Annotated in this window: 24 protein-coding genes; 10 read left to right on the top strand and 14 right to left on the bottom strand. The window is 73.0% G+C overall.

All coding sequences use genetic code 11. The annotated features are described in order from the left end of the window. Positions 1-141: 141 nt before the first annotated feature. The 4 genes from ACH5AO_RS01615 to ACH5AO_RS01630 form a co-directional block, all read right to left on the bottom strand. Positions 142-1,104 (bottom strand): electron transfer flavoprotein subunit alpha/FixB family protein, encoded by a 963-nt coding sequence (locus tag ACH5AO_RS01615; protein ID WP_398920641.1) that lies wholly within the window; start codon positions 1,102-1,104, stop codon positions 142-144. 61 nt (positions 1,105-1,165) lie between these two features. Next, complete coding sequence (locus ACH5AO_RS01620; protein WP_398920644.1) at positions 1,166-1,954, bottom strand: electron transfer flavoprotein subunit beta/FixA family protein; 789 nt, start codon at positions 1,952-1,954, stop codon at positions 1,166-1,168. A 217-nt stretch (positions 1,955-2,171) separates the two neighbouring features. Further along, on the bottom strand, positions 2,172-2,681 hold the full coding sequence (locus tag ACH5AO_RS01625) for a flavin reductase family protein (protein WP_398920645.1): 510 nt from the start codon (positions 2,679-2,681) through the stop codon (positions 2,172-2,174). Between the two features lie 210 nt (positions 2,682-2,891). After that, positions 2,892-3,278 carry a thioredoxin family protein gene (locus ACH5AO_RS01630; RefSeq protein WP_398920647.1) on the bottom strand — a complete coding sequence of 129 codons (387 nt, stop codon included), beginning with the start codon at positions 3,276-3,278 and terminating at the stop codon, positions 2,892-2,894. A 253-nt stretch (positions 3,279-3,531) separates the two neighbouring features. Here ACH5AO_RS01630 and ACH5AO_RS01635 point away from each other — a divergent pair, with 253 nt between their 5' ends. Beyond that, on the top strand, positions 3,532-4,260 hold the full coding sequence (locus tag ACH5AO_RS01635; protein ID WP_398920649.1) for a lysophospholipid acyltransferase family protein: 729 nt from the start codon (positions 3,532-3,534) through the stop codon (positions 4,258-4,260). A gap of 25 nt (positions 4,261-4,285) precedes the next feature. Here the strand turns inward: ACH5AO_RS01635 and ACH5AO_RS01640 are convergent, their stop codons facing one another. The 4 genes from ACH5AO_RS01640 to ACH5AO_RS01655 all read right to left on the bottom strand — a co-directional run bounded on the left by ACH5AO_RS01640 (position 4,286) and on the right by ACH5AO_RS01655 (position 8,189). After that, positions 4,286-4,858, bottom strand: a complete 573-nt coding sequence (locus tag ACH5AO_RS01640; protein WP_398920651.1) for a transglutaminase domain-containing protein — start codon at positions 4,856-4,858, stop codon at positions 4,286-4,288. Positions 4,859-4,933: 75 nt separating this feature from the next. Then, a complete protein-coding gene (locus tag ACH5AO_RS01645) occupies positions 4,934-6,004 on the bottom strand; it encodes a threonine aldolase family protein (protein ID WP_398920653.1) in 1,071 nt (356 codons plus the stop codon). Next, the gene (locus tag ACH5AO_RS01650) at positions 6,001-6,747 is read right to left on the bottom strand and encodes an SDR family NAD(P)-dependent oxidoreductase (protein ID WP_398920655.1); all 747 of its coding nucleotides are present in this window, start codon (positions 6,745-6,747) and stop codon (positions 6,001-6,003) included. The genes ACH5AO_RS01645 and ACH5AO_RS01650 overlap by 4 nt, the downstream gene beginning before the upstream one ends. Before the next feature lie 44 nt (positions 6,748-6,791). Then, positions 6,792-8,189, bottom strand: coding sequence for a DUF6421 family protein (locus tag ACH5AO_RS01655; RefSeq protein ID WP_398920657.1), 1,398 nt, complete (start codon positions 8,187-8,189; stop codon positions 6,792-6,794). A gap of 252 nt (positions 8,190-8,441) precedes the next feature. On the opposite strand from ACH5AO_RS01655, the gene ACH5AO_RS01660 reads away from it, so the two are divergent. After that, positions 8,442-9,125, top strand: coding sequence for a glycerophosphodiester phosphodiesterase (locus ACH5AO_RS01660; protein WP_398920659.1), 684 nt, complete (start codon positions 8,442-8,444; stop codon positions 9,123-9,125). A gap of 4 nt (positions 9,126-9,129) precedes the next feature. Here ACH5AO_RS01660 and ACH5AO_RS01665 read toward each other — a convergent pair whose 3' ends face one another. Continuing rightward, positions 9,130-9,672 (bottom strand): GNAT family N-acetyltransferase, encoded by a 543-nt coding sequence (locus ACH5AO_RS01665; RefSeq protein ID WP_398920661.1) that lies wholly within the window; start codon positions 9,670-9,672, stop codon positions 9,130-9,132. Between the two features lie 82 nt (positions 9,673-9,754). On the opposite strand from ACH5AO_RS01665, the gene ACH5AO_RS01670 reads away from it, so the two are divergent. Then, positions 9,755-10,159, top strand: a complete 405-nt coding sequence (locus tag ACH5AO_RS01670) for a VOC family protein (RefSeq protein ID WP_398920663.1) — start codon at positions 9,755-9,757, stop codon at positions 10,157-10,159. Between the two features lie 792 nt (positions 10,160-10,951). On the opposite strand, the gene ACH5AO_RS01675 is transcribed toward ACH5AO_RS01670, so the two are convergent. After that, on the bottom strand, positions 10,952-11,533 hold the full coding sequence (locus ACH5AO_RS01675; protein ID WP_398920665.1) for a MarR family winged helix-turn-helix transcriptional regulator: 582 nt from the start codon (positions 11,531-11,533) through the stop codon (positions 10,952-10,954). Continuing rightward, positions 11,530-13,224, bottom strand: coding sequence for an FUSC family protein (locus ACH5AO_RS01680; RefSeq protein ID WP_398920666.1), 1,695 nt, complete (start codon positions 13,222-13,224; stop codon positions 11,530-11,532). The genes ACH5AO_RS01675 and ACH5AO_RS01680 overlap by 4 nt, the downstream gene beginning before the upstream one ends. A 158-nt stretch (positions 13,225-13,382) precedes the next feature. On the opposite strand from ACH5AO_RS01680, the gene ACH5AO_RS01685 reads away from it, so the two are divergent. The 4 genes from ACH5AO_RS01685 (at position 13,383) to ACH5AO_RS01700 (ending at position 16,898) form a co-directional block, all read left to right on the top strand. Continuing rightward, positions 13,383-13,937: a DUF5134 domain-containing protein gene (locus ACH5AO_RS01685; protein WP_398920668.1), complete on the top strand. Its 555-nt coding sequence runs from the start codon at positions 13,383-13,385 to the stop codon at positions 13,935-13,937. A gap of 93 nt (positions 13,938-14,030) precedes the next feature. Continuing rightward, a complete protein-coding gene (locus ACH5AO_RS01690; RefSeq protein WP_398920670.1) occupies positions 14,031-14,969 on the top strand; it encodes a M56 family metallopeptidase in 939 nt (312 codons plus the stop codon). Positions 14,970-15,369: 400 nt separating this feature from the next. Further along, a complete protein-coding gene (locus ACH5AO_RS01695; protein WP_398920672.1) occupies positions 15,370-16,134 on the top strand; it encodes a phosphatase PAP2 family protein in 765 nt (254 codons plus the stop codon). A gap of 86 nt (positions 16,135-16,220) precedes the next feature. After that, a complete protein-coding gene (locus tag ACH5AO_RS01700) occupies positions 16,221-16,898 on the top strand; it encodes a TetR/AcrR family transcriptional regulator (RefSeq protein ID WP_398920673.1) in 678 nt (225 codons plus the stop codon). Here the strand turns inward: ACH5AO_RS01700 and ACH5AO_RS01705 are convergent. After that, entirely contained in the window at positions 16,886-18,388 is a 1,503-nt protein-coding gene (locus tag ACH5AO_RS01705; protein ID WP_398920675.1) for an LVIVD repeat-containing protein, read from the bottom strand. The genes ACH5AO_RS01700 and ACH5AO_RS01705 overlap by 13 nt on opposite strands. A 191-nt stretch (positions 18,389-18,579) precedes the next feature. Between ACH5AO_RS01705 and ACH5AO_RS01710 the strand changes: the two genes are divergently transcribed. Continuing rightward, entirely contained in the window at positions 18,580-19,242 is a 663-nt protein-coding gene (locus tag ACH5AO_RS01710) for a DUF305 domain-containing protein (protein ID WP_398920677.1), read from the top strand. 34 nt (positions 19,243-19,276) lie between these two features. Here the strand turns inward: ACH5AO_RS01710 and ACH5AO_RS01715 are convergent, their stop codons facing one another. Further along, positions 19,277-19,744 carry a DUF6214 family protein gene (locus ACH5AO_RS01715; RefSeq protein ID WP_398920678.1) on the bottom strand — a complete coding sequence of 156 codons (468 nt, stop codon included), beginning with the start codon at positions 19,742-19,744 and terminating at the stop codon, positions 19,277-19,279. A 201-nt stretch (positions 19,745-19,945) separates the two neighbouring features. Between ACH5AO_RS01715 and ACH5AO_RS01720 the strand changes: the two genes are divergently transcribed. Continuing rightward, positions 19,946-21,289, top strand: coding sequence for an FAD-dependent oxidoreductase (locus ACH5AO_RS01720; RefSeq protein ID WP_398920680.1), 1,344 nt, complete (start codon positions 19,946-19,948; stop codon positions 21,287-21,289). 9 nt (positions 21,290-21,298) lie between these two features. On the opposite strand, the gene ACH5AO_RS01725 is transcribed toward ACH5AO_RS01720, so the two are convergent. Beyond that, positions 21,299-21,658 carry an ArsR/SmtB family transcription factor gene (locus ACH5AO_RS01725; RefSeq protein ID WP_398920682.1) on the bottom strand — a complete coding sequence of 120 codons (360 nt, stop codon included), beginning with the start codon at positions 21,656-21,658 and terminating at the stop codon, positions 21,299-21,301. A 124-nt stretch (positions 21,659-21,782) separates the two neighbouring features. On the opposite strand from ACH5AO_RS01725, the gene ACH5AO_RS01730 reads away from it, so the two are divergent. Then, positions 21,783-22,862, top strand: coding sequence for an NADH:flavin oxidoreductase/NADH oxidase (locus tag ACH5AO_RS01730; RefSeq protein WP_398920684.1), 1,080 nt, complete (start codon positions 21,783-21,785; stop codon positions 22,860-22,862). Positions 22,863-23,010 lie beyond the last annotated feature (148 nt).

A 23,010-nucleotide genomic window follows, 5' to 3' on the forward strand; every position in this document is an offset into this window, starting at 1 on the left:
GCCACGGGCCTCCGGGACAACGTTCCCGGCCGGGGGCCGGTACCCCCGGCCCCCTGCGCGGGGCCCGGGGGGGCGCCCCCCCCCCCCCCCCGGGGCCCCCCCCCCCGGGGGGGGGGGGGGGCCCCGGCCTGCCTCGGGTGATCAGCCCTTGCGGGCCTTGATCTCCTCGGTGAGCTGCGGCACGACGTCGAACAGGTCGCCGACGACGCCGTAGTCGACCAGGTCGAAGATCGGGGCCTCGGCGTCCTTGTTGATGGCCACGATGGTCTTCGAGGTCTGCATGCCCGCGCGGTGCTGGATCGCGCCGGAGATGCCGGAGGCGATGTACAGCTGCGGCGAGACCGACTTGCCGGTCTGGCCGACCTGGTTGGTGTGCGGGTACCAGCCGGCGTCGACGGCCGCGCGCGAGGCACCGACGGCCGCGCCGAGCGAGTCGGCGAGCGCCTCGATGAGTCCGAAGTTCTCCGCGCCGTTGACACCGCGGCCGCCGGAGACCACGATCGCGGCCTCGGTCAGCTCCGGACGGCCGGTCGACTCGCGCGGGGTGCGGCCGGTGACCTTGGTGCCGGTCGCCTGGGCGGAGAAGGACACGCTCAGGGCCTCGACCGCGCCCGCGGCCGGAGCGGCCTCCACGGCGGCCGAGTTCGGCTTCACCGTGATGACCGGGGTGCCCTTGGAGACCCGGGACTTGGTGGTGTAGGAGGCGGCGAACACCGACTGCGTGGCCACCGGGCCCTCGTCGCCGGCCTCCAGGTCGACGGCGTCGGTGATGATGCCGGAGCCCAGGCGCAGCGCCAGGCGGGCGGCGATCTCCTTGCCCTCGGCGGAGGAGGGGACCAGGACGGCGACCGGGGAGACGGCCTCGTGGGCGGCCTGCAGGGCGTCCACCTTCGGCACGACCAGGTAGTCGGCGTACTCGGCGGCCTCGTGGGTGAGGACCTTCACCGCGCCGTGCTCGGCGAGCGTGGCGGCGGTGTCGGCGGCGCCGCCTCCCAGCGCGACGGCGACGGGCTCGCCGATGCGGCGGGCCAGGGTCAGCAGCTCCAGGGTGGGCTTGCGGACGGCACCGTCCACGTGGTCGACGTAGACGAGAACTTCAGCCATGGGACTTCTTCTCTCCTGCTTGCGAAGGGTGAGGGGCGGGAAGCGAGTGGAGCCTCGCGGCTCAGACGAACTTCTGGCTCGCGAGGAAGGCGGCGAGCTGCTTGCCGCCCTCGCCCTCGTCCTTGACGATCGTGCCGGCCGTGCGGGCCGGACGCTCGGCCGCGGAGACGACCGTGGTGTAGGCGTTCTCGAGACCGACCTCGTCCTCGTCGATGCCGAGGTCGGACAGGTCCCAGGACTGAACCGGCTTCTTCTTCGCCGCCATGATGCCCTTGAAGGAGGGGTAACGCGCCTCGCCCGACTGGTCGGTGACCGACACGACGGCCGGGAGGGAGGCCTCGAGCCGCTCGGAGGCGGCGTCGCCGTCACGGCGGCCCTTGACCGTGCCGTCCTCGACGGACACCTCGGACAGCAGGGTCACCTGGGGCACGCCCAGACGCTCGGCGAGCAGCGCCGGCACGACGCCCATGGTGCCGTCGGTGGAGGCCATGCCGGAGATCACCAGGTCGTAGCCGGCCTTCTCGATCGCCTTGGCCAGGATCAGGGAGGTGCCGATGGCGTCGGTGCCGTGGATGTCGTCGTCCTCGACGTGGACGGCCTTGTCGGCGCCCATGGACAGCGCCTTGCGCAGGGCGTCCTTGGCGTCCTCGGGGCCCACCGTCAGTACGGTGATCTCCACGTCGTCGTCGGAGTTCTCCGAGATCTGCAGCGCCTGCTCGACCGCGTACTCGTCCAGCTCGGAGAGCAGACCGTCCACGTCGTCCCGGTCGACGGTCAGGTCATCGGCGAAGTGCCGGTCGCCAGTGGCGTCGGGCACGTACTTCACGGTGACAACGATCCTCAAGCTCACGCCGGCTCTCCTACTGCATCGTCATTTCTGGCTGCCTGCCTGCAGGCAGCATAGGCGCCCGAAGCGGGCGGTCCCGGTCGGGGCGGCCCGCGCTCCGAACCAAATATTACTCGTCAGTACACCCAGTTCCTTCCCGCTAAGCAAGCGCTTTGAACTGTGACCTTCGCAACGCAGCGTAACCGGAACTCGACGGGTCCGCGACCAGGGGAACCCCGTCTCAGTCGCGCAGGCCGTTGAAGCGTCCCTGGTGGTAGAGGAGCGGACGGCCGCGGCCGGCGGGGTCACCGAGCAGGACCTCGGCGATCACGATCCGGTGATCACCGGCGGGCACCCGGGCCACCACCTTGCACACCGTCCAGGCCGGCACGTCGTCCAGGACCGGAACCCCCTCCGGCCCCTCCCACCAGGCGGTGGCCGGACCGAAGCGGTCGGCGCCGCTGCGCGCGAAGGTCTCCGCCAGCTCCCGCTGGTGCTCCCCGAGGACGTGCACGCCGACGTGAGCGCCCGTCGCGATCGCCGGCCAGCTGGAGCTCCCGGTGCCGATGCCGAAGGAGAGCATCGGGGGCTCGGCGGAGACGGAGGCGAGGGAGGTCGCGGTGAAGCCGACCGGACCGCGGCGTCCGCGCGCGGTGATCACGGCGACGCCCGCCGCGTGCCTGCGGAAGACGGAGCGCAGCAGCTCGGGCGAGGCGGGCCGGACGGTGCCCGGGCCGGACGCGGCCGTCATGGAGCCGTCCTTCCGCGGGAGGTGACGAACGGGTTCGCGGCTGCTCACCGGCCCGGTCGGCGCACACGCGCGGCGCGGGCGGCGGCCGGGCGGCCGGGTGCCCGCCGGCGGCGAAGGGGTTCCGAACACATGGGGTCAGGCTGACGACAAGTGGCGGGCCCAGTCAAGTCGGTCCCGCGATGCGGAAGACGCCTCACCGCGGGCCGGCCCTCACACCGCCTCCCCGAGCGCGGCGATCACATCGGCCCTGCGCGGCTGTCCGCTCGCACGCCGTACGACCCGGCCGGCGGCGTCGAGGACCAGCACCGTCGGCGTCCTCACGATCTCCAGACGGCGCACGAGGTCCAGATGGGCCTCGGCGTCGATCTCCACGTGGGCCACGCCCGGCACCAGTGCGGCCACCTCGGCCAGCACCCTCCGGGTCGCCCGGCAGGGCGCGCAGAAGGCGCTGGAGAACTGCACCAGGGTGGCGCGCTCCCCCAGCCGCCCCTCCAGCCGTCCCTCCAACCGCTCCTCCGGCCGGTCCGCCGTCCGGCCCTCCGGCCCGGCTCCCGGTTCCACCGCTCCGGGCCGTCGCCCGCCGTCCCGATCCCTCACTCGCCCGCTCCCGTCATGGCTCCCGCGTCAACGGCTTCCAGCGCTCCCGGAACCGCGGACATTCCCGGTCGGCGCACAAAACCCGAGGTGGGTCACGGATGGACGTGACGAGAATCTCGCCGCCCACGGGCACCAGGGCTGGTCCACCGGCCGTTCTTGGGGCACCATCTGCGACAAGCCGTAAAACCTACGGCTGCGTAACTTCGACTGGGAGCCTCCTTCCCAGCAGAGAAGGAAGGGTTCCGACCCGCCCATGGCAGAACTCGTCTACCGGCCCGTCGTCGGCTTCGCCCGCACCCTGTTCAAGGTGTGGGACCTCAAGATCGACTGCCAGGGGTCGGAGAACATACCGCGCTCGGGCGGCGCCGTGCTGGTGAGCAATCACATCAGCTACCTGGACTTCGTCTTCAACGGCCTGGCGGCACTCCCCCAGAAGCGGCTCGTCCGCTTCATGGCGAAGGAGTCGGTCTTCCGGCACCGGATCTCCGGTCCGCTGATGCGCGGCATGAAGCACATCCCGGTGGACCGCACGCGGGGCGAGGCGGCGTACGAGCACGCGCTGCGGTCGCTGCGGGCGGGGGAGATCGTGGGCGTCTTCCCGGAGGCGACGATCTCGCAGTCGTTCACCCTGAAGAGCTTCAAGTCGGGTGCCGCGCGCCTGGCGCAGGAGGCCGGTGTACCGCTGGTCCCGATGGCGGTGTGGGGCACGCAGCGACTGTGGACCAAGGGCCACCCGCGCAACTTCGGGCGCAGCCACACCCCGATCACCATCCGCGTGGGAGAGGCGATCGAGGCGTCCAGGGAGAAGTACGCGGGCGCGATCACCCGTCAGGTGCGCGAGCGCGTGCAGGAGTTGCTGGAGGCGGCGCAGCGCGCGTACCCGGTGCGGCCCAAGGGTCCGGACGACACCTGGTGGATGCCGGCCCACCTCGGCGGCACGGCCCCGACCCCGGAGCAGGTCCGCGAGGCCGAGGCGCGCTGACGCCCGCGGGCCGGCCGCTCCGGGCTCAGAGCGCGGTGGGGAGCGTTCGCCACAGGTGCGGCCGGTCGGAAGCGGCCCGGAGCGCGTCCAGCACGACCGGGTGCGGTGCGGCGTACAGGACCGGGTGGTCCGTCTCCCCCGCCGCCGGGTCGGGGGTGAAGGCCAGCCGCTCGCCGTCCAGGGAGAAGCGCGCGTCCACCCCGGGCTTGTTGCCCCGGGGGTCCTGCCGGTGCCAGGCGCCGTGGAACCGTACGGCGACCAGGCCGTGCACGACGCCGAGGTGCTGGTAGCAGAGGGCGGTCGGGATGTCCTCGGCCCGCAGCAGCGCGGCCAGCGCGTGGGCCTTGGCGTAGCAGATGCCGGTGCGCCGCTCCAGGACGTCGGAGGCGCGCCAGGTGACCCGGAGATCGCCGGAATCCTGGGAGTGCGGAATGGTGTCGCGCACGAACTCGAAGGCCGCCTGCGCATATTCATACGAGTCGGCCACTCCGGCGGCGAGGCGTGCCGCTGTTTCGCGGACCAGCGGATGGTGATGGTCGATCGCCTCGTCAGCGGCCAAATAGGCGGAGAGGTCCGGGGTTTCCTGGATCAGCTGCATGTCGCCAGAGCATAGGTATGCGACCGACCGGTAGTCAATGCATTTCCGGTCGACCGCATACCTATGCATGCACGGCTAGCGGGCCATCTCCTCCTTGAGCGCCGCCACGAACGTGTCCACGTCGTCCTCGGTGGTGTCGAAGGCGCACATCCAGCGGACGTCGCCGGCCGCCTCGTCCCAGAAGTAGAAGCGGAACCGCTTCTGCAGGCGCTCGCTCACGTCGTGCGGCAGCCGCGCGAAGACCGCGTTGGCCTGCACCGAGTGGAGGATCTCCACGCCGTGCACGGCACGCACGCCCTCGGCCAGGCGCTGGGCCATCTCGTTGGCGTGCCGGGCGCTGCGCAGCCACAGGTCGCGGGCGAGCAGGGCCTCCAGCTGCACCGAGACGAAGCGCATCTTGGAGGCGAGCTGCATGGACAGCTTGCGCAGGTGCCTCAGGTGCCGGATGCCGTCCGGGTTCAGCACCACGACCGCCTCGCCGAACAGGGCGCCGTTCTTGGTGCCGCCCAGCGAGAGCAGGTCGACGCCGGCCGCGTTGGTGAAGGCGCGCATCGGCACGTCCAGCGTGGCGGCGGCGTTGGCCAGCCGGGAGCCGTCGACGTGCACCTTCATGCCGTGGGCGTGGGCGTGCTCGCAGATGGCGCGGATCTCGTCGGGCGTGTAGACCGTACCCAGCTCGGTGGCCTGGGCTATGGAGACCACCTGGGGCATCGCCCGGTGCTCGTCGTCCCAGCCGTACGCCTGCCGGTCGATCAGCTCGGGGGTGAGCTTGCCGTCCGGGGTGGGGACGGTGAGCAGCTTGATGCCGCCGACCCGCTCCGGCGCCCCGCCCTCGTCCACGTTGATGTGGGCACTCTCGGCGCAGATCACCGCGCCCCAGCGGTCGGTGACCGCCTGGAGCGCGACGACGTTGGCGCCGGTGCCGTTGAACACCGGGAACGCCTCGGCGGTGGGGCCGAAGTGGCTGCGGATCACCTGTTGGAGGTTCTCGGTGTACGCGTCCTCGCCGTACGCGACCTGGTGCCCGCCGTTGGCCAGGGCCAGGGCGGCGAGCACCTCCGGGTGGACCCCGGCGTAGTTGTCGCTGGCGAAACCGCGGACGTCCGGGTCGTGATGACGACGCGCGTCGGTCCTCGGTGGGTTCACGGCTTCTCGGTCAGCCACAGACGGTTTCCGTTCACTTCCGCGGCGGGCTTGTCCCAGACTCCGACGATGGCCTCGGCCAGGTCCTTGACGTCCGTGAAGCCCGCGAACTTCGCGTTGGGGCGGTCGGCGCGCATCGCGTCGTGCACCAGCGCCTTCACCACCAGGATCGCAGCCGCCGACGTCGGCCCACGCTCGCCCCCGGCCTTGCGGAAGTAGTCGGCCATGGCCAGCGTCCACGCCTCGGCGGCCGCCTTGCCGGCGGCGTACGCGGCGTTGCCCGCGGTGGGCCTGGTCGCCCCGGCCGCGCTGATCAGCACGTACCGGCCGCGGTCGCTGCGCTGGAGCGCCTCGTGGAAGGCGAGGGAGGTGTGCTGCACGGTGCGCACCAGCAGCAGCTCCAGGAAGTCCCAGTCGTCCAGGCTGGTCTTGGTGAAGGTCTCGCTGCCGCGCCAGCCTCCGACGAGGTGGACCAGTCCGTCGACCCGGCCGAACTCCTTCTCGACCCGGGTGGCCCAGTCGCGGGTGGAGGCCAGGTCCAGCAGGTCGACCGTGTCGCCGGTGACGGTGGCGCCGCCGTGCGCGTAGCGCGCCGCGTCGACCGCCTGCGCCAGCCGTTCCGGGTCGTTGTCGGAGCCGACGACGGTCGCCCCCGCCTCGGCCAGCCTGAGCAGTGCCGCCCGGCCCGCGGGTCCCCCCGCTCCGGCCACCGCGATCACCGCGCCGTCGAGCGCCCCGTTCCCCATGGTCCTCGCCTCCCGAGCCCGTTCCCGATCGTCGGTGCCGCCGCTCACGCGGCGGCCCGCCCGGCGCCGTCCGCCGTGATGCCCCGAGTCGAGGCGATCACGTTCTTCAGCTTCTTGGACAGTGCCTCATAGAACATGCTCAGCGGAAACTCGTCCGGAAGCACATCGTCGACGAGTTTGCGCGGCGGCTGCGTCAGGTCGAGGGCGTCGGGGCCCTTGGCCCACGTGGAGCCCGGGTGCGGGGAGAGGTAGGTGGAGACCAGCTCGTACCCGGCGAACCAGTGGACGAGCTTGGGGCGGTCGATGCCCTCGCGGTACAGCGTCTCGATCTCGGCGCACAGCCGGTTGGTGACCTGCGGGGCGCGCTCCCAGTCGATGGAGAGCTTGTTGTCGGTCCAGCGGACGACGTCGTGCTTGTGCAGGTAGGCGAAGAGCAGCTGGCCGCCGAGGCCGTCGTAGTTGCGCACGCGCTCGCCGGTGACCGGGAAGCGGAACATCCGGTCGAAGAGCACCGCGACCTGGACGTCACGGGCCTGCGGGACGCCGTCCCCGGCCAGTTTCACGGCCTCCTTGAAGGCGGTGAGGTCGCAGCGCAGCTCCTCCAGGCCGTACATCCAGAACGGCTGGCGCTGCTTGATCATGAACGGGTCGAACGGCAGGTCGCCGTGGCTGTGGGTACGGTCGTGGACCATGTCCCAGAGGACGAACGCCTCTTCGCAGCGCTTCTGGTCGTGGACCATCGCGGCGACGTCCTCGGGCAGTTCCAGCCCCAGGATGTCCACGGCGGCCTCGGTGACGCGGCGGAAGCGGGCGGCCTCGCGGTCGCAGAAGATGCCGCCCCAGGTGAAGCGCTCGGGGGCCTCGCGCACGGCGATGGTCTCGGGGAAGAGGACCGCGGAGTTGGTGTCGTAGCCCGCGGTGAAGTCCTCGAAGGTGATGCCGCAGAACAGCGGGTTGTCGTAGCGGGTGCGTTCCAGCTCGGCCAGCCAGTCGGGCCAGACCATGCGCAGCACGACCGCCTCGAGGTTGCGGTCGGGGTTGCCGTTCTGCGTGTACATCGGGAAGACGACCAGGTGCTGGAGGCCGTCCGCGCGGTTCGCGGCCGGCTGGAAGGCCAGCAGCGAGTCGAGGAAGTCGGGCACCGCGAAGCCGCCCTCGGCCCAGCGGTCCAGGTCCTCGGCGAGCGCCTCGTGGTAGGCGCGGTCGTGCGGGAGCAGCGGGGAGAGCTCCTCGACGGCGCCGATCACGGTGCGCACCGCGCGCTCGGCTTCGGCGCGGTCCGGGGCTCCGTCGGCGTCGAAGTCGATCGAGCCGTCCTTGGACTGCCAGGGCCGGATCCGCTCCACGGCATCCTTGAGCACGGGCCACGCCGGGTGCTCCACCACCCTGGTCGCCGAAGGAACCTGCCCCTCGGCACCCACCTGCACAAGAATTTCCGTCATGTCCCATCCTCCACAGGAGAACCTCGCGTATGGAGACCGTATACATATGAGGTTTCTTCCAGCAAGGGGCGTCTCGATAAATTATCCTGCCTCACCCCCATGCTCACCGCATTTTTTCCTGCGATACACCGGGGGGACGGCGGTGTCTGCGATCGATGTTCGACCTCTGGACGCGACGGGCACAGGCGATACGGTCCAGGAGGGCCGTAGGGACGCGGCCCCCCGCCGCCGTCGACGGAAGCGAGTCGCATCTTGAACTTCCTCACCATCGGTCACCGCGGAGTCATGGGCGTCGAACCCGAGAACACCCTCCGGTCCTTCGTCGCCGCCCAGGAGGCGGGCCTCGACGTCATCGAACTCGATCTGCACCTGAGCAAGGACGGCGCGCTCGTCGTCATGCACGACACGGAGGTGGACCGCACCACGGACGGCACGGGCGCGATCGCCGACAAGACCCTCGCCGAGCTGCGCGCCCTGGACGCCGGGCGGGGCGAGCGGATCCCCGTCTTCGAGGAGGTGCTCGACGCCGTCCGGGTGCCGTTGCAGGCCGAGATCAAGGACGTCCACGCGGCACGGGCGCTGGCCGGGGTGCTGAACGGACGGGACCTGGCCGGCCGGGTCGAGGTGTCCTCGTTCCACGACGAGGCGATCGCCGAGACCGCCCGCCTGGTGCCCGGGGTGCGTACGGCGCTCATCGCGAGCCGGTACGACACCGGCATCGTGGAGCGGGCGGTCGCGGCCGGGGCCTCGACCGTCTGTCTCAACATCCGCCGGCTCACCTTGGAGACCGTGGAGCGGGCGCGGAAGGCCGGGCTGCGGATCATCGGCTGGGTGGTGAACACCCAGGACCACCTCAGACTGGTACGGGCCCTGGGGCTCGACGGCGCCACCACCGACTACCCGGAGATCAAGCGCACCGGGCGTTTCACCGCGTGAGCCGTCAGACCAGCTCCTTCACCAGCAGCTCGAACTCCAGGTCGTCCCGCTGCGGAACGCCGAAGCGCTCGTCGCCGTACGGGAAGGGCGTCATCCGTCCCGTACGGCGGTAGCCGCGCCGCTCGTACCAGGCGATCAGGTCCTCCCGCACGGAGATCACCGTCATGTGCATCTCGCTCACGCCCCAGGTCTCGCGGGCCCGGCGCTCCGCCTCCGCGAGGACCGTCCTGCCGAGTCCGGCGCCCTGGAGGGCGGGGCTGACCGCGAACATCCCGAAGTAGGCGTGGGCGCCGCGGTGTTCCAGCTGGCAGCAGGCGACCACGCGGCCGTCGCGCTCCACCGCGAGCAGCCGGCTGTCCGGCGCCTCGATGACCTCCAGCACGCCCTCCGGATCGGTCCGCTGCCCCTGGAGGATGTCCGCCTCGGTGGTCCACCCGGCCCGGCTGGACTCGCCCCGGTACGCCGACTCGATCAGCGCGACGAGGGCGTCCACGTCGGCCTCGGTCGCGTCGCGGAAGGTCGGTGCGGTGGCAGTGGCGGATTCCATGGGCGCGTCTCCGGTTCGTCTGGGTGCCTTCCGGCGTGGCTCGGGCGGGAACGAGACTAACCCGGCCACTACGCTCGGCCGCATGGTGCACGTACTGAGCAGCCGCGTCCTGCTCCGCCCCACCGACCCCGACCGCTCCCGCGCCTTCTACGGGGAACGGCTGGGCCTCGCCGTCCACCGCGAGTTCGGCACCGGTCCGGAACGCGGCACCGTCTACTTCCTCGGCGGGGGGTTCCTGGAGCTCTCGGGCCGCGCGGACCCCTCCCCGGCGTCGTCCTCGTCCCCGGACGTACGGCTGTGGCTCCAGGTCGAGGACATCGCGGTGGCGCACGAGGAGCTGGCGGCCGAGGGCGTCGACATCGTCCGTCCCCCGGTGCTGGAGCCGTGGGGCCTGCTGGAGATGTGGATCGCGGACCCGGACGGCACACCGATCGTGCTGGTCGAGATCCCGGCCGAGCACCCGCTGCGCTACCGGCCGGGCATCTGAGGACGGCGCACGCCCGCGCCGGACGGCCGGGCCCGGAAGACGGGCTCGGCGTGGCGGGGGACGGGAGGAAGCGCCGTGGAACGGTCCGCGCCGGTGACCGGCGGGCCCTGCCGGGCCGAGCCGGGGACCACGATCCGGAGTCCGCCCGACGGTCCTCCACCCGGTCACCCGGCCGACACCCCGGCACCGACCCGCGTCAGGAGCCGGGCGGCCGCACGGTCGCGCGCCTCGGTGACGCGGCGGTCGCCGCACCGGCGCCGCCCTCCGTGCGGTGGAGGCGGCGGGCGGGCAGGCCCTGCTCGGTCCGACGGACGTGTCCGCACGGGCCGTTCCGCGGTGGCCGTCGACCCCACCGGCACCGTCTTCCGTCTAGGGCAGGCGGACGCCTTCCCGGACGCCGGGGTGTTCGGCGTGCCCGGGTCCCCGGACCGGGCGGAACCGATGACGCGGGTGCCGCGGCCGGCCGTGTCGTTCCGCACCGGCGTGCCCGGCCGGGGCGTGGACGCCTCCCGGCGGTGTCCGCGGTGAAGTGCCGACGGCGTGGTGACGGCGGACGAGAGGTTCCCGCACGAGGTGCCGGCGCACCGGCTGCCGTACTTCGCCGTGGACGACGTGGACGACGTGGACGACGTCGCGGTGACGACCACGGCGGTGAAGGGCACGGTGCTGGTGGAGCCCGCCTCGCACCCAGGGGTCCGCGCATCGTGGTGCTCCGCGACCCGCAGGGGGCGATGTCCGGTGTGCACCGGGCGGCGGACGGGTGGTGAGCGCGGGGAGACGGGCCCGCGGCCGTCACGCCCGCAACGCGCCCAGGCGTCCTTCCAGCTGGCCGAGCAGCTCACCGAGCAGGGCGGCGAGCTCGCCGAGTTCCGGGCCGTCCAGACCGGACAGTACGGCGGTCTCGTAGGCGAGCTGCGCGGGCAGGATGCCGTCGACCAGGTCGCGTCCGGAGTCGGTGAGGCGGACGTGGGCGACCCTGCGGTCACGGGTGTCGCCGCGGCGTTCCACCAGTCCGCGTTCGGTGAGCTGCTTGAGGCGTTTGGTGACGGCGGCGCCCGAGGAGAAGGTCTCGCGGGCCAGCTCACTGGGCGTCAGTTCGTGGCCGGTGCGGCGCAGCGCGCCCAGCAGGTCGAACTCCGGGCGGGTCAGGCCGGCGCGGCGCAGCGGGGCGTCCTCCGCCTGCTGGAGGAGGGCGGCGCAGCGGTTGATGCGGCCGATGACCTCCATGGGGCCGGTGTCGAGGCCGGGGTGGACGGCCCGCCACTGCCGGACGACGGCGGCGACGGTGTCGCCCCGCGAGCGGCCGGGCGCGTCCCCGTCGGCCGTCTCCGGTTGCTCGCCGCCGGCCGCCGCCGGTCCTTCGGTCGCCGTCATGGCCGTACGTCCTCCGTGTTCGTGTCCGTGCCGGGGTCCGGGAGCAGTCCCTGGCGTCGTACCGTCGCCGCGAGCGTACGGTGTCCCGACTGCTCGGCGAGCACGACCCGCTCCTGGTCCGGTGCGCGCTGCCACCACTCGCCGGACGCGGCGTCGGCGGTGGCCCGCAGGTCGACCAGGGCGGCGGCGAGGCCGCGGCGGGCGGCGTCCAGGGCGGCGGGCGCCGGCCGGGGACCGGCCAGGAGGCGCGCGGCGTGTTCGCGTGCCCGGTCGGCCGCGGTGAGCGCCCGCTCCACGCGGTCGCCCGCCCGCCGGTTGGTCACGGCCACGGCGGCGGCGAAGCCGACCAGGGCGCCGACCAGGGTGTCCACCGCGCGCTCGGTGATCAGGTCGCCGGGCCGCTGGTGACCGGCGAACTCGGTGACGAGCAGCGCGAGCGGGGTCACGCAGACGGTGCCGAGCCAGTAGTTGCGGCCGATGAGCGCCTCGGCGCCGAAGTTGCACAGCAGGCAGCAGAGCACGAGGGCGAGCGGGCCGAGGTGGGCGACGGGGACGAGGGCGGCGAAGAGCAGCACGCCGACCAGGTTGCCGACGACGCGCTGGACGGCCCGGTTCCAGGTGAGGGTGACGTTGGCCTGGTAGAGCGAGGCGGCGGTGACCAGGGCCCAGTAGGGGCGGCCGATGCCGAGGGCGAGGGAGGCGTACCCGGCGAGGGCGCAGCCGAGGGCGGTGCGGACGGCGATCGGGGTGAGCGGGCCGAGCCTGGTCCACAGGGGGCGGGGCGGGGTGGCGCGCTCGGCGGCCACGCCGAGGAGTTCGGCGGCGTCCGCGCGGGGGTCGTCGGTGCGTGGGACGGCGCCGGTGCCGCGTAGTGCGCCGGCCCAGGCGCGCAGGCGGTCGGGGTCGGTGTCGGCGGGCGCGGCGAGCGCGACCTCCGCGCGGACGACGAGCCGTTCGAGGGCGCGGCGGGTGGCGGAGGGCCGGTCTCCGGTGGAGAGCAGGGACTGCCAGGCGGCCTGTACGGCGGCGTAGGCGGCGGCGCGGGCCTCGGTGTGACCGTCGCCGGTGCCGCCGGTCCCGGCGTACGCGGCGGCGGCGTTCAGCGCCTGGGCGGTGGCGCGGCGTTCGGGCCCGTGCGGCCGCAGCGGCGCGGGTGCCATGCCCACCAGGTAGGCCCAGGCCCCGGCCGCGGCGGCGAGCCCGAGATGGCCGGGGACCTGTCCGGGGGTCTGCGGCACGAACAGCGCGGCGGAGCTGACGAAGGTGAGGATCACATGGCCGGGCGGGCCGACGCGGGTGGCGTCGCACAGCGCCTTCTGCACGGCGGCCAGGACGGCGCCGACGGCGACCAGGACCACGGCGTTCCGGGTGAGGGAGGCGGCGACCAGGGAGACGGCGAGGCCGCCGAGCATGCCGAGCACCACCCACGCCAGCACCTTGGCCCGGGCGGCGTACGGGCGGTTGTGGGCGTAGAGGGCGCACAGGGACCCCGCCATGGTGTACATCGCGAGGTCGAGCCGGCCGAGGGCCACCAGGAGCAGGTTGGGCGGTGCGACCGCGGCGACCACGCTGAGGGCCGGCTTGAACCAGATGTCGGAGGGCCGTCCGAGGCGCAGCGCGGCGGAGAGCGGGAGGCGCCGGGCCGCCCGCGGAGCGGTGGGAGTGAGGCGAGTGGGGGGAGTACTGCTCATGAAGGACAACATTAACAGGTGTTTTACTCATGAAATATATGCGCCGGGCTGCCGCACTCCCCCGGGCGCTCCCCCCGCACTCCCGTGCGCTCGGGTGTCCGCCGCCGGGGCCGGGCATGCCTTGACCGACCGTCGAGCGGGCCGAGGGGGAGGTTCGGGTGCACGGACCGGCGTCGTCCGGCTGGCTGCTGGTCGCGCTCTGCGCGGCGACCGGCGCCTACTGTCTGCTGCGCATGCGCAGCCGTGTGACGGAGCAGCGCCGCGCCGCGGGCGGCGAGGCGCTCATGGGTTTCGGCATGGCCGTGATGGCCGTGCCCGCGGCGGTGTTCACCCCGCCGTCCTGGGCCTGGGCGGCCCTCGCGGTGGTGTTCGGCGCGGTCGGGCTGCACGCGCTGTGGACGGCCCGCACCGGCGCGCGCCATCTGCACCATCTGATCGGGGCCGGGGCGATGGTGTACATGGCGGCGACCATGGCCGCCTCCACCGGGCAGGGGCACGGACACGGGCACGGCGGCTCGGGCACCCCCCTGCTGACCGGGGCCCTGCTGCTCTACTTCGTCGCGTACGTGCTCGCCGCCGGCGTACGACTGGTGCCCGTGGCCGCCGTGGCGGGGGGCGGCCGGGGCGCGGGATGGGGTGACCGGCCGGAGCTGGCACGGGCCTGCCGGCTGTCCATGGGGATCGCGATGGTGGCGATGCTGCTGACGATGTGAGGGCGGAACACACGGCGCGGCGGCGGCCGTTGCCTGTGTCACTTCGGTGCGCCCGCCCGTGTCCCGGGCGGCCCGCGCTCATAGGCTGGACGCATGATCCTCCCCGCGGCCCTGCTGCTGCTCGGCCTCCTGACCGCCGTCATGGGTCCCCGGCTGCTCGCCCGGGCCGACTGGCCGGACCGTGAACCGGTGGTGGCGCTGTGGGCGTGGCAGTGCGTGATCGGGGCGGTGCTGCTGTGCTGCGCGCTGTCGATGACGTTCAGCGCGGCGGCCGCCTGGCGGGCGGTGGGCGGCCATGTGTTCGCCACCGCCCCCCGCGCGGTCGTGGAGGCGTACGCGCTCGGTACGGCCGGACTCTGGGCGCAGACCACCGCGGTGGCACTGGCGTGCGGCGGGCTGTGGAGCGCGGCGATGCTGGTCCGGGAGGTCGTACGGGCGCGCGCCCGGCGCCGGGCGCGCCGCGCCGAACTGCGGTTGCGGGCCCCGCTGCTGCCCGGGGAGCAGCCGGGCTCCGACCGGCTCGTGGTCCTGGAGGGCGAGCGGCCCGACGCCTGGTGGCTGTCCGGCACCCCGCCCCGGCTGGTGGTCACCACGGCCGCGTTGCGCCGGCTGAAGGGCAGGCAGCTGGACGCCGTGCTCGCCCACGAGCGGGGGCACGCGCAGGCCCGGCACGACTGGCTGCTGCACTGCTCCTCCGCGCTGGCGGGCGGCTTCCCGCAGGTGCCGGTGTTCGCGGCGTTCCGTGACGAGATGCACCGGCTGGTCGAACTCGCCGCCGACGACATGGCGTCCCGCCGGTTCGGCCGGCTGACCACGGCCCTCGCGCTGGTGGAACTCAACGAACACCGCGGGGTGTTCGGCGGCCCCTGCCCGGCCCCGCAGGCCCACGTCCCGGCCCGGGTGCACCGCCTGCTCACTCCCCCGGACCGGCTCACCGCGGGGCGCCGGCTGCGGCTCACGGCGGTGGCGTCGCTGGTCCCGGTGATCCCGGTACTGGTGGCGTTCGCACCGGGACTGCACGCGCTCGGCTAGCCCCGCCCCGGCTCCGCACCACGTTCCCCGTTTCCGAGGTCAGTCGTACCGCAGGGCGGCACGGGTGGGCGATGGGGGCACCCCCCGCTCGAGCGGAGCCGGGAGTGGGGGAGGCACCCCGCAAGCGCGCCACCGCCATCCGCGGGCAGTCGTGCCTCCCCCAGTGCCTCAAGGGCCTGGGAGGTACCCCCAGGGCGGCACGGGTGGGCGGTGGGGGTACCTCCCGCTCGAGCAGAGCCGAGAGTGGGGGAGGCACCCCGCAAGCGCCGGGCCGCGCGAACACCCCCCGGCCCACACCGACACGGAGCACCTCGCAAGCGCCCGGCCGGCGCGAGTCCGGAAGAAGTCGGCGGAGACGGGGCACTGGCTCCGGAAGCCGCCGTTCGGAGAGGATCGCCTCATGCACACCCCCCACACCGAATCCCCGCCCAGGCCACCGGAGCACCGCCCGGCCACCCTGCCCACCGGAGTGCTCGCACTGTGCTCGGTGCTGCTGCTGACGCTCGTCGGCGTCGAGTGGCGCCCGCTGCTCGAGCTGGACGCCGACATCGCCCGCACCACTCACCGCTGGGCGGTCGAGGAGCGAGGGCTGACGCAGATGTCCCGCGTCCTGACGGACTGGGTCTGGGACCCCTGGACGATGCGGGTGCTGTGCGGTGCGGCGGCGGCGCTGCTCGCCTGGCGGTACGCGGCCTCCTGGTCGGCACTCTGGCTGGTGCTCACGGTCGCCGTCGCGACGGTGGTGCAGCAGGGGCTGAAGGCCGCGCTGGACCGCGCCCGCCCGGTCTGGCCCGACCCGGTGGACTCCGCGCACTACGCGGCGTTCCCGTCGGGGCACGCCATGACCGCGACGGTCGTCTGCGGTCTGCTGCTGTGGCTGCTGCACCGCCACGGCGCGGGCCGCGTCCTGTGGCGCACGGCGCTGGCCGTGGCGGTCCTCTCGGTGACCGGCGTCGGTCTCACCCGGGTCTGGCTCGGCGTCCACTGGCCCACGGACGTCCTGGGCGGCTGGCTGCTCGGCGCCCTGCTGGTGACGGCGGCCGTGACGGTCCACCGGCGGCGGTGTCCGGCGCCGGTGAGCCGGGCCCGAGTCGGCGGCCCGGAGCCGCTTCCACCGCGAACGGCACCGTTCACTTCGGACGATCCCCCGCGTCGCCCGAAGTGAACGGCACCCCGACGAGGCCCGTCAAGGGGCCTCACCGGATGCGCTGAGTATAGTTGGCTGGCAGCCAGTCAACGCAGGAGTCCAGCATGTCCCCGCGCAGCGCCCTGGTCAATGAAGAGTTGCGGAGGCGTTCGAAGGAACGGCTCCTGCACGCCGCCGTCGAGTTGGTCGACGAGCACGGGTACGAGGCCACGACGCTGGGCGACATAGCCGACCGGGCGGGTTCCGCGCGGGGCCTGGTGTCGTACTACTTCCCGGGAAAGCGCCAGCTCGTGCAGTCCGCCGTGCACCGGCTGATGCACCGCACCCTGGAGGAGGCCCTGGAGCGCGAGCCGCGCACCGAGGACGGCCGGGAGCGGATGGCACGGGCCATCGACGCGATCCTGGGCCTGGCGCGGGACCGGCCGGTCCTGATGCGCCAGCACATGGCCGGACTGCTGCAGGCCGAGGGTTTCCTGCCCTGCCCCGAGCAGCGGCGGCTGGCCGAACTGCTGAGGGACACCGTCACCCGGCACGGCTCCCACGACGTCGACGCGGACTATCCGATGCTGCGCGCCCTGTTGATGGGTGCCGTGTACGCGGCCCTGATGCCGGGCGCGCCCATGCCGGTCCCGGTGCTGCGCGCGGAGCTGTTCAAGCGCTACCGGCTCGACTGGGAGATGGGCGTCCCGCCGGACACCGAGGTGCCCGGCGGGACGTGCGGGAAGGACCGGACGGACATGGCCCGGTTCTTCGCGACGGAGCCGGACGCTCAGTCGAAGTAGTCCGGCTGGGTCTGCGTGTTGAGCTCACGCAGGTGGACGCGGCGGGCCGGGTCCGTGCGCCGGTCGTCGATCTTCAGGACGTCGAAGCCCTTGGCGATGTCGTTCGAGTAGATGTAGCCGTTGTAGTAGTACGCCGACCAGGAACCGCCGGTGACGAGCTGGTCCGTGGAGAGCGGGCCGCGCTCGAAGTAGGCGATCTCCTTCGGCTTCGAGGAGTCGGTGAAGTCCCAGACGGAGACGCCGCCCTGGTACCAGGCCTGGACCATCAGGTCCTTGCCCTTGACCGGGATCAGCGAGCCGTTGTGGGCCACGCAGTTCTCGGTGTCCGCCTGGTGGCGGGGGATCTTGAAGTAGCTGCGGAAGACCAGCTTCTGCCGGTCGCCCTTGCCGACGATGTCGTAGATGCCGTCCGCGCCGCGGTTCGGGCCGATCTCCGCGTTGCAGGTGGCGGCGCCACCGCCGCCCAGCTCGTCGGTGAAGACGACCTTGTTCGCCTTCTGGTTGAAGGTCGCCGAGTGCCAGAACGCGAAGTTGACGTTGTCCTGCACCCGGTCGATCACCTTGGGCCGCTCGGGGTCCTTGATGGAGAACAGGATGCCGTCGCCCATGCAGGCACCGGCGGCCAGGTCCTTCGACGGCAGCACGGTGATGTCGTGGCAGCCGGTGGTCTTGGAGACGCCCGGGTTGGTGGGCCCGCCGGGGTTGCCGCCGCCGTCCGGTCCCTCACCCGGGAACAGCACCGGGAAGCCGACCAGCGCCGCCTTGTGCGGGGCCTTGCGCGGCACCTTGATCACCGAGATGCCGTCGTGCGGCGGCTGGCAGTCGGGGTAGGCCGCGTTCGGCGAGTACGACGAGACGTAGATGTAGACGTTCTTGCGCTCGGGCACCAGCGTGTGGGTGTGCGAGCCGCAGGCGGTCTCGACGGCGGCGACGTAGCGCGGGTTGCGCTTGTCGCTGATGTCGAAGACCTTCATGCCCTCCCACGAGGACTTCTCGGTCGCCGGCTGCGTGGTGCTGTTGCAACTGCTGTCGCTGCGCGAGGAGTCGGTGGACAGGAACAGCAGGTCGCCGGAGACGGAGATGTCGTTCTGCGACCCGGGGCACAGCACCTGGGCCACCGTCTTCGGCGCCTTCGGGTTGCCGATGTCGAAGATGCGGAAGCCGTCGTAGTTGCCGGCGAAGGCGTACCGGCCCTGGAAGGCCAGGTCCGAATTGGTGCCGGCCAGCACGTCCTTGGGGATGTTGGCCACGTGCCGGATGTTGTCGGAGTGGACGATCTCGTCCTGGGCGGGTATCTCGCCGCTCTGGATGGCCGCGCGCGCCTCGGCCTTGTCGCTGCGCGATACCTCCTTCTCGGCGGTCGGCGAGTCCCCGGGGTCGGGGATCGCCACGGCCGGCGCGGCGGTGAGCAGCGCGGCCAGCAGCCCACCGGCCGCCGCGGCAACTCCCAGGCGTCTGCGCCGGGTCCGGGAAACACTCAACAGGATCACTGTCTTCCTCCCTGGTTCCGTTCACCTCGGAACGGTTCTCGCACCGGCAGTATCGTCGTGGACATGCACATACCAACAGGGGGCAACACACTTGCAACGAAGTTTTTTGATCACTGACGCGCGGAAGCGTGCTAGGACGGTCGTCGACACTCACGAGGTGTTCCGCCATACGCCTGCCACAGGAGGTCCTTGTGCACTACCGCCGTGCGTCACGCGTGTCCGTCGCCGCGGCCGGGCTGACCGCCCTGGCCGTACTCGGGATCACGGGCTGCGACTCCGGCACGGACGACACCAAGTCGACCGCCGCCGCCGGGCCTTCGGTCATCGCGCCGGGTGAGCCCGGGGAGGCCAACCGGACCCTGTCGGCCGAGGAGGCCCAGCGGCAGCGCGTCGAGGACGACTCCCCCAATTCGGCGGACGTGTCCTACGCACGGATGATGATCCAGCACCACGCGCAGGCCCTGGAGATGACCGAACTGGTGCCGGACCGCGCCGAGTCGTCGAAGATCGTCAAACTGGCCGAGCGCATCGCCGCCGCGCAGCAGCCGGAGATCAAGGCGATGCAGGCCTGGCTGAAGGGCCATGACAAGGCGGAGCGGGACGACGGGCACGGGCACGACCACGCGACGATGCCCGGGATGGCCACGCAGGCCCAGCTGAAGCAGTTGCGCGCGGCCGACGGCAAGGCCTTCGACCAGCTCTTCCTCACCCTGATGATCACGCATCACCAGGGGGCGATCACCATGTCCACCGAGCTGAAGGGGCAGGGCAACAACATCCGGATGGAGGAGATGGCGGACGACGTGGTGGCCCAGCAGACCAGCGAGATCAGCCGGATGCGCGACCTGATGTGACGGTGCGCCGGACGGGCCGGTGCCCGCGGGCCGCTCAGCGCCGGGCGTGCCGTGAGGGCAGCAGTCCCGCGTCGCGCGCCCGGCCGATGAGCCTGAGCGCCCCGCGCCGGCTGTACCCGGTCTCGTCCATCACGGCGAGGACCGGATCGGCTCCCCGCTCCTGTGCCGCGCGGTACGCCCGTGCCACGAGCCCCTGCTCCCGGGGCCCCCTCGGCCGGTCGGACCGCTCCCGGTGCGCACCCGTACCGGCCCCGTCCCCGGGGTCCGTCCCGGTCTCGGCACCGCTGGCCCGGGCCAGCGGTGCCTCGATCCAGTCGGCGAACAGGGCGAGGTCCTCCAGGGCCAGCGCGGGCCGGGCCCGTACGTCCTCGACGCAGACCCATCCCTCGCACACCGTCGCCAGCGCGTCGATGCGGGCCCCGTCGCCGAAGGCGAGCCGCACATGGAGCCACCGCGTCGCCCGCTCCCCCTCCCGCACCTCCCACGCGGGCCACACGGACACCGCACCCTCCGACGGAGAGCGATCGGAAAGATGAAGAAAAGATGCCTCAAACACACACGCAACGTAACCGCGTGATCAGTTTCCCTCCGTAGAACACGCACCCCGGACGGCGGACGGCACCCTGTCAGCGGAGCGCGGACGGTGCCATGCTGGGGAAAGCAGCGATCTCCTGCCGGTCCCCCAGAGGTGAGGAGTTCCGCCGTGCTGCGTGTCGCCGTCGTCGGTTCCGGGCCGAGCGGGTGCTACACCGCCCAGAGCCTCGTCCAGCAGGACGCCCGGGTGCGCGTGGACGTCCTGGACCGGCTGCCGTGCCCGTACGGCCTGGTCCGCTACGGGGTGGCGCCGGACCACGAGAAGATCAAGTCCCTGCAGAACGCCCTCCGCGCGGTCCTGGAGCACGAGCGCGTGCGCTTCCTCGGCGGGGTGCCGGTCGGGCCGGGCGGGGTGCCGGTCGCACGGCTGCGGGAGCTGTACCACGCGGTGGTGTACTGCGTGGGCGCCGCCACGGACCGGCGGCTGGGCATTCCGGGCGAGGAGCTGCCGGGCAGCTGGTCGGCGACGGAGTTCGTGTCCTGGTACAGCGCGCATCCGGACGCCGCCGACGGCGGTTTCCTGCGCGGGGTGCGGTCGGCGGTGGTCATCGGGGTGGGGAACGTCGCCGTGGACGTGACGCGCATGCTGGCCCGGGGGGCGACGGAGCTGAGCCCGACCGACATGCCGCACGCGGCCCTGACCGCGCTCGCGGCGAGCCGGGTGGACCGCATCCACATGGTGGGCCGGCGCGGCCCCTCCCAAGCCCGCTTCACCACCAAGGAGCTGCGCGAACTGGGGACCCTGCCGGACACCGGCCTCGCCGTGGACCCGGCCGAGGCCGCGCGGGACCCGGCGTACACGGACCCGTCCGCGCTGCCCGCCCCGCAGCGCCGCAACGTCGAGGTGCTGCGCGGCTGGGCCGGGGCGCCGGCGCCGGACGCCCGGCGGCTGATCCGGCTGCGCTTCTTCCTCCGCCCGGCCGAGCTGATCGCCCGGGAGGGCAGGGTGGGCGCGGTGCGTTTCGAGCGGACGGCGCCGGACGGACACGGCGGCGTCACCGGCACGGGACAGTTCGAGGACATCGAGGCGCAGTTGGTGCTGCGCTCGGTGGGGTATCGCGGGGTGCCGCTGGAGGGGCTGCCGTTCGACGCGGCCGGCGGCACCGTTCCGCATCTCGCCGGGCGGGTTCTGCGGGAGGGCGCGGTCGCTCCGGGCGAGTACGTGGCGGGCTGGATCAAGCGGGGCCCGACGGGCGTCATCGGAACGAACCGGCCCTGCGCGAAGGAGACGGTGACCTCCCTGCTGCGGGACGCGCCCTTCCTCACCGACCGCGAACTGCCCGGCGACCCGCTGGCGGCGCTGCGGGCCGAGGGCGTCGAACCGGTCGGCTGGACGGGCTGGCAGGCGATCGAACGCGCCGAGGCGGAACTGGGCGCCTCCCTGGGCCGGAGCGTCGTCAAACTCCCCGACTGGGAGTCCCTGCTCACGGCGGCCCGCACGGCCGGCCCGTGAGCGGGCCGGTCAGGCCGCGTCGCGGCGGGCGTCCTGGCGGGCGGCCGCGGTGAGGAGGCAGTCGAGGAGGCCCGGGAAGAGGTCGTCCAGGTCGGCCCGGCGCAGGCCGTTCATCTTGGCGGTGCCCTCGTAGACCTGTCGGATCACGCCGCTCTCGCGCAGCACCCGGAAGTGGTGCGTGGTGGTGGACTTGGTGACCGGCAGGTCGAACTGCGAGCAGGTCAGCTCGACGTCCTCAGCGGCGAGCTCGCGGACGATCCGCAGCCGCATGGGGTCGGAGAGCGCGTGCAGCACGCCCTCCAGCCGGATCTCCCCGCGCGCCGGGTGCGGCAGGTCGCGGCTGCTGAGGGCGGGGGAGGCAGGCGTCACGGCGGCTCACCTTCGGTGCGGGAACTCTCATGGTACGAGAACCGTAGTAGTTTGACATCCACCGTACTACGATGCCTATCGTACGAGCCTCGTCCGTCCCGGTCCCTGCCGAATGGAGCCCACCGTGAGCACGCTGTTCCAGCCGTACACCCTGCGCGACGTGACCATCCCCAACCGGGTGTGGATGCCTCCGATGTGCCAGTACTCGGCCGCGCCCGAGGGGCCCGAGACCGGCGCGCCCGGCGACTGGCACTTCGCGCACTACGCGGCCCGCGCGGCCGGCGGCACGGGACTGATCGTCATGGAGGCCACCGCCGTGTCGCCGGAGGGCCGGATCTCGCCCTACGACCTCGGTATCTGGAACGACACCCAGGTGGAGGCGTTCCGCCGGATCACCCGCTTCCTCGTGTCACAGGGCACCGTCCCCGCCGTCCAGCTCGCGCACGCCGGGCGCAAGGCGTCGACCGAGCGGCCCTGGAAGGGCGGCGCGCCGGTCGGGCCGGACGCCCACGGCTGGCGGCCGGTGGCTCCGAGCGCGGTCGCCTTCGACGAGCGGCACCCGGTGCCGGACGAGCTGCCCGTCGACCGGATCCGCGAGATCGTCGGAGAGTTCCGCGCCGCCGCGCGCCGCGCGCTCGCCGCCGGGTTCGAGATCGCCGAGGTCCACGGAGCCCACGGCTATCTGATCAACGAGTTCCTCTCCCCGCACTCCAACCACCGCACCGACGCCTACGGCGGCTCGTACGAGAACCGGACGCGGTTCGCGCTCGAGGTGGTCGACGCCGTGCGCGAGGAGTGGCCGGACGACAAGCCGCTGTTCTTCCGCATTTCGGCCACGGACTGGCTGGAGGAGTCCGGCTGGACCCCGGACGACACCGTCCGCTTCGCCTCCGAGCTGCACGCCCACGGCATCGACCTGCTCGACGTCTCCACCGGCGGCAACGCCTCCGGCGTCCGCATCCCGACCGGGCCGGGCTACCAGGTCCCCTTCGCCGCGCGGGTGCGCGCCGAGACGTCGATGCCGGTCGCCGCCGTGGGGCTGATCACCGACGCCGAGCAGGCGGAGAAGATCGTGGCCAACGGCGAGGCGGACGCGGTGCTCCTCGGCCGCGAGCTGCTCCGCAACCCCTCGTGGGCCCGGCACGCGGCCCGTGAGCTGGGCGGCGAGGTCCACGTGCCGGACCAGTACCACCGCTCGGTCTGAGCCCGTACCGCCATCGCGCCGGGGGGGGGGGGGGGGGGGCGCCCCCCCCCCCCCCCGCCCCCCGCCGGGGGGGGCCGCCCCCGGGGGGGCGGGGGGGGGGGCGCCCCCCCCCCCCACCCACACCCCCCCACACCCCCACGACCCCCCC

It is taken from the genome of Streptomyces sp. NPDC018964, from assembly GCF_044390325.1.
Classification (GTDB): Bacteria; Actinomycetota; Actinomycetes; order Streptomycetales; family Streptomycetaceae; genus Streptomyces.

Coding starts and splice junctions, on each gene's coding strand:
- ACH5AO_RS01615 (WP_398920641.1), bottom strand. CDS start 1,104: ATGGCTGAAGTTCTCGTCTACGTCGACCACGTGGACGGTGCCGTCCGC.
- ACH5AO_RS01700 (WP_398920673.1), top strand. CDS start 16,221: ATGTCCCCGCGCAGCGCCCTGGTCAATGAAGAGTTGCGGAGGCGTTCG.
- ACH5AO_RS01655 (WP_398920657.1), bottom strand. CDS start 8,189: ATGACGGAAATTCTTGTGCAGGTGGGTGCCGAGGGGCAGGTTCCTTCG.
- ACH5AO_RS01695 (WP_398920672.1), top strand. CDS start 15,370: ATGCACACCCCCCACACCGAATCCCCGCCCAGGCCACCGGAGCACCGC.
- ACH5AO_RS01640 (WP_398920651.1), bottom strand. CDS start 4,858: ATGCAGCTGATCCAGGAAACCCCGGACCTCTCCGCCTATTTGGCCGCT.
- ACH5AO_RS01665 (WP_398920661.1), bottom strand. CDS start 9,672: ATGGAATCCGCCACTGCCACCGCACCGACCTTCCGCGACGCGACCGAG.
- ACH5AO_RS01670 (WP_398920663.1), top strand. CDS start 9,755: ATGGTGCACGTACTGAGCAGCCGCGTCCTGCTCCGCCCCACCGACCCC.
- ACH5AO_RS01650 (WP_398920655.1), bottom strand. CDS start 6,747: ATGGGGAACGGGGCGCTCGACGGCGCGGTGATCGCGGTGGCCGGAGCG.
- ACH5AO_RS01675 (WP_398920665.1), bottom strand. CDS start 11,533: ATGACGGCGACCGAAGGACCGGCGGCGGCCGGCGGCGAGCAACCGGAG.
- ACH5AO_RS01680 (WP_398920666.1), bottom strand. CDS start 13,224: ATGAGCAGTACTCCCCCCACTCGCCTCACTCCCACCGCTCCGCGGGCG.
- ACH5AO_RS01635 (WP_398920649.1), top strand. CDS start 3,532: ATGGCAGAACTCGTCTACCGGCCCGTCGTCGGCTTCGCCCGCACCCTG.
- ACH5AO_RS01625 (WP_398920645.1), bottom strand. CDS start 2,681: ATGACGGCCGCGTCCGGCCCGGGCACCGTCCGGCCCGCCTCGCCCGAG.
- ACH5AO_RS01690 (WP_398920670.1), top strand. CDS start 14,031: ATGATCCTCCCCGCGGCCCTGCTGCTGCTCGGCCTCCTGACCGCCGTC.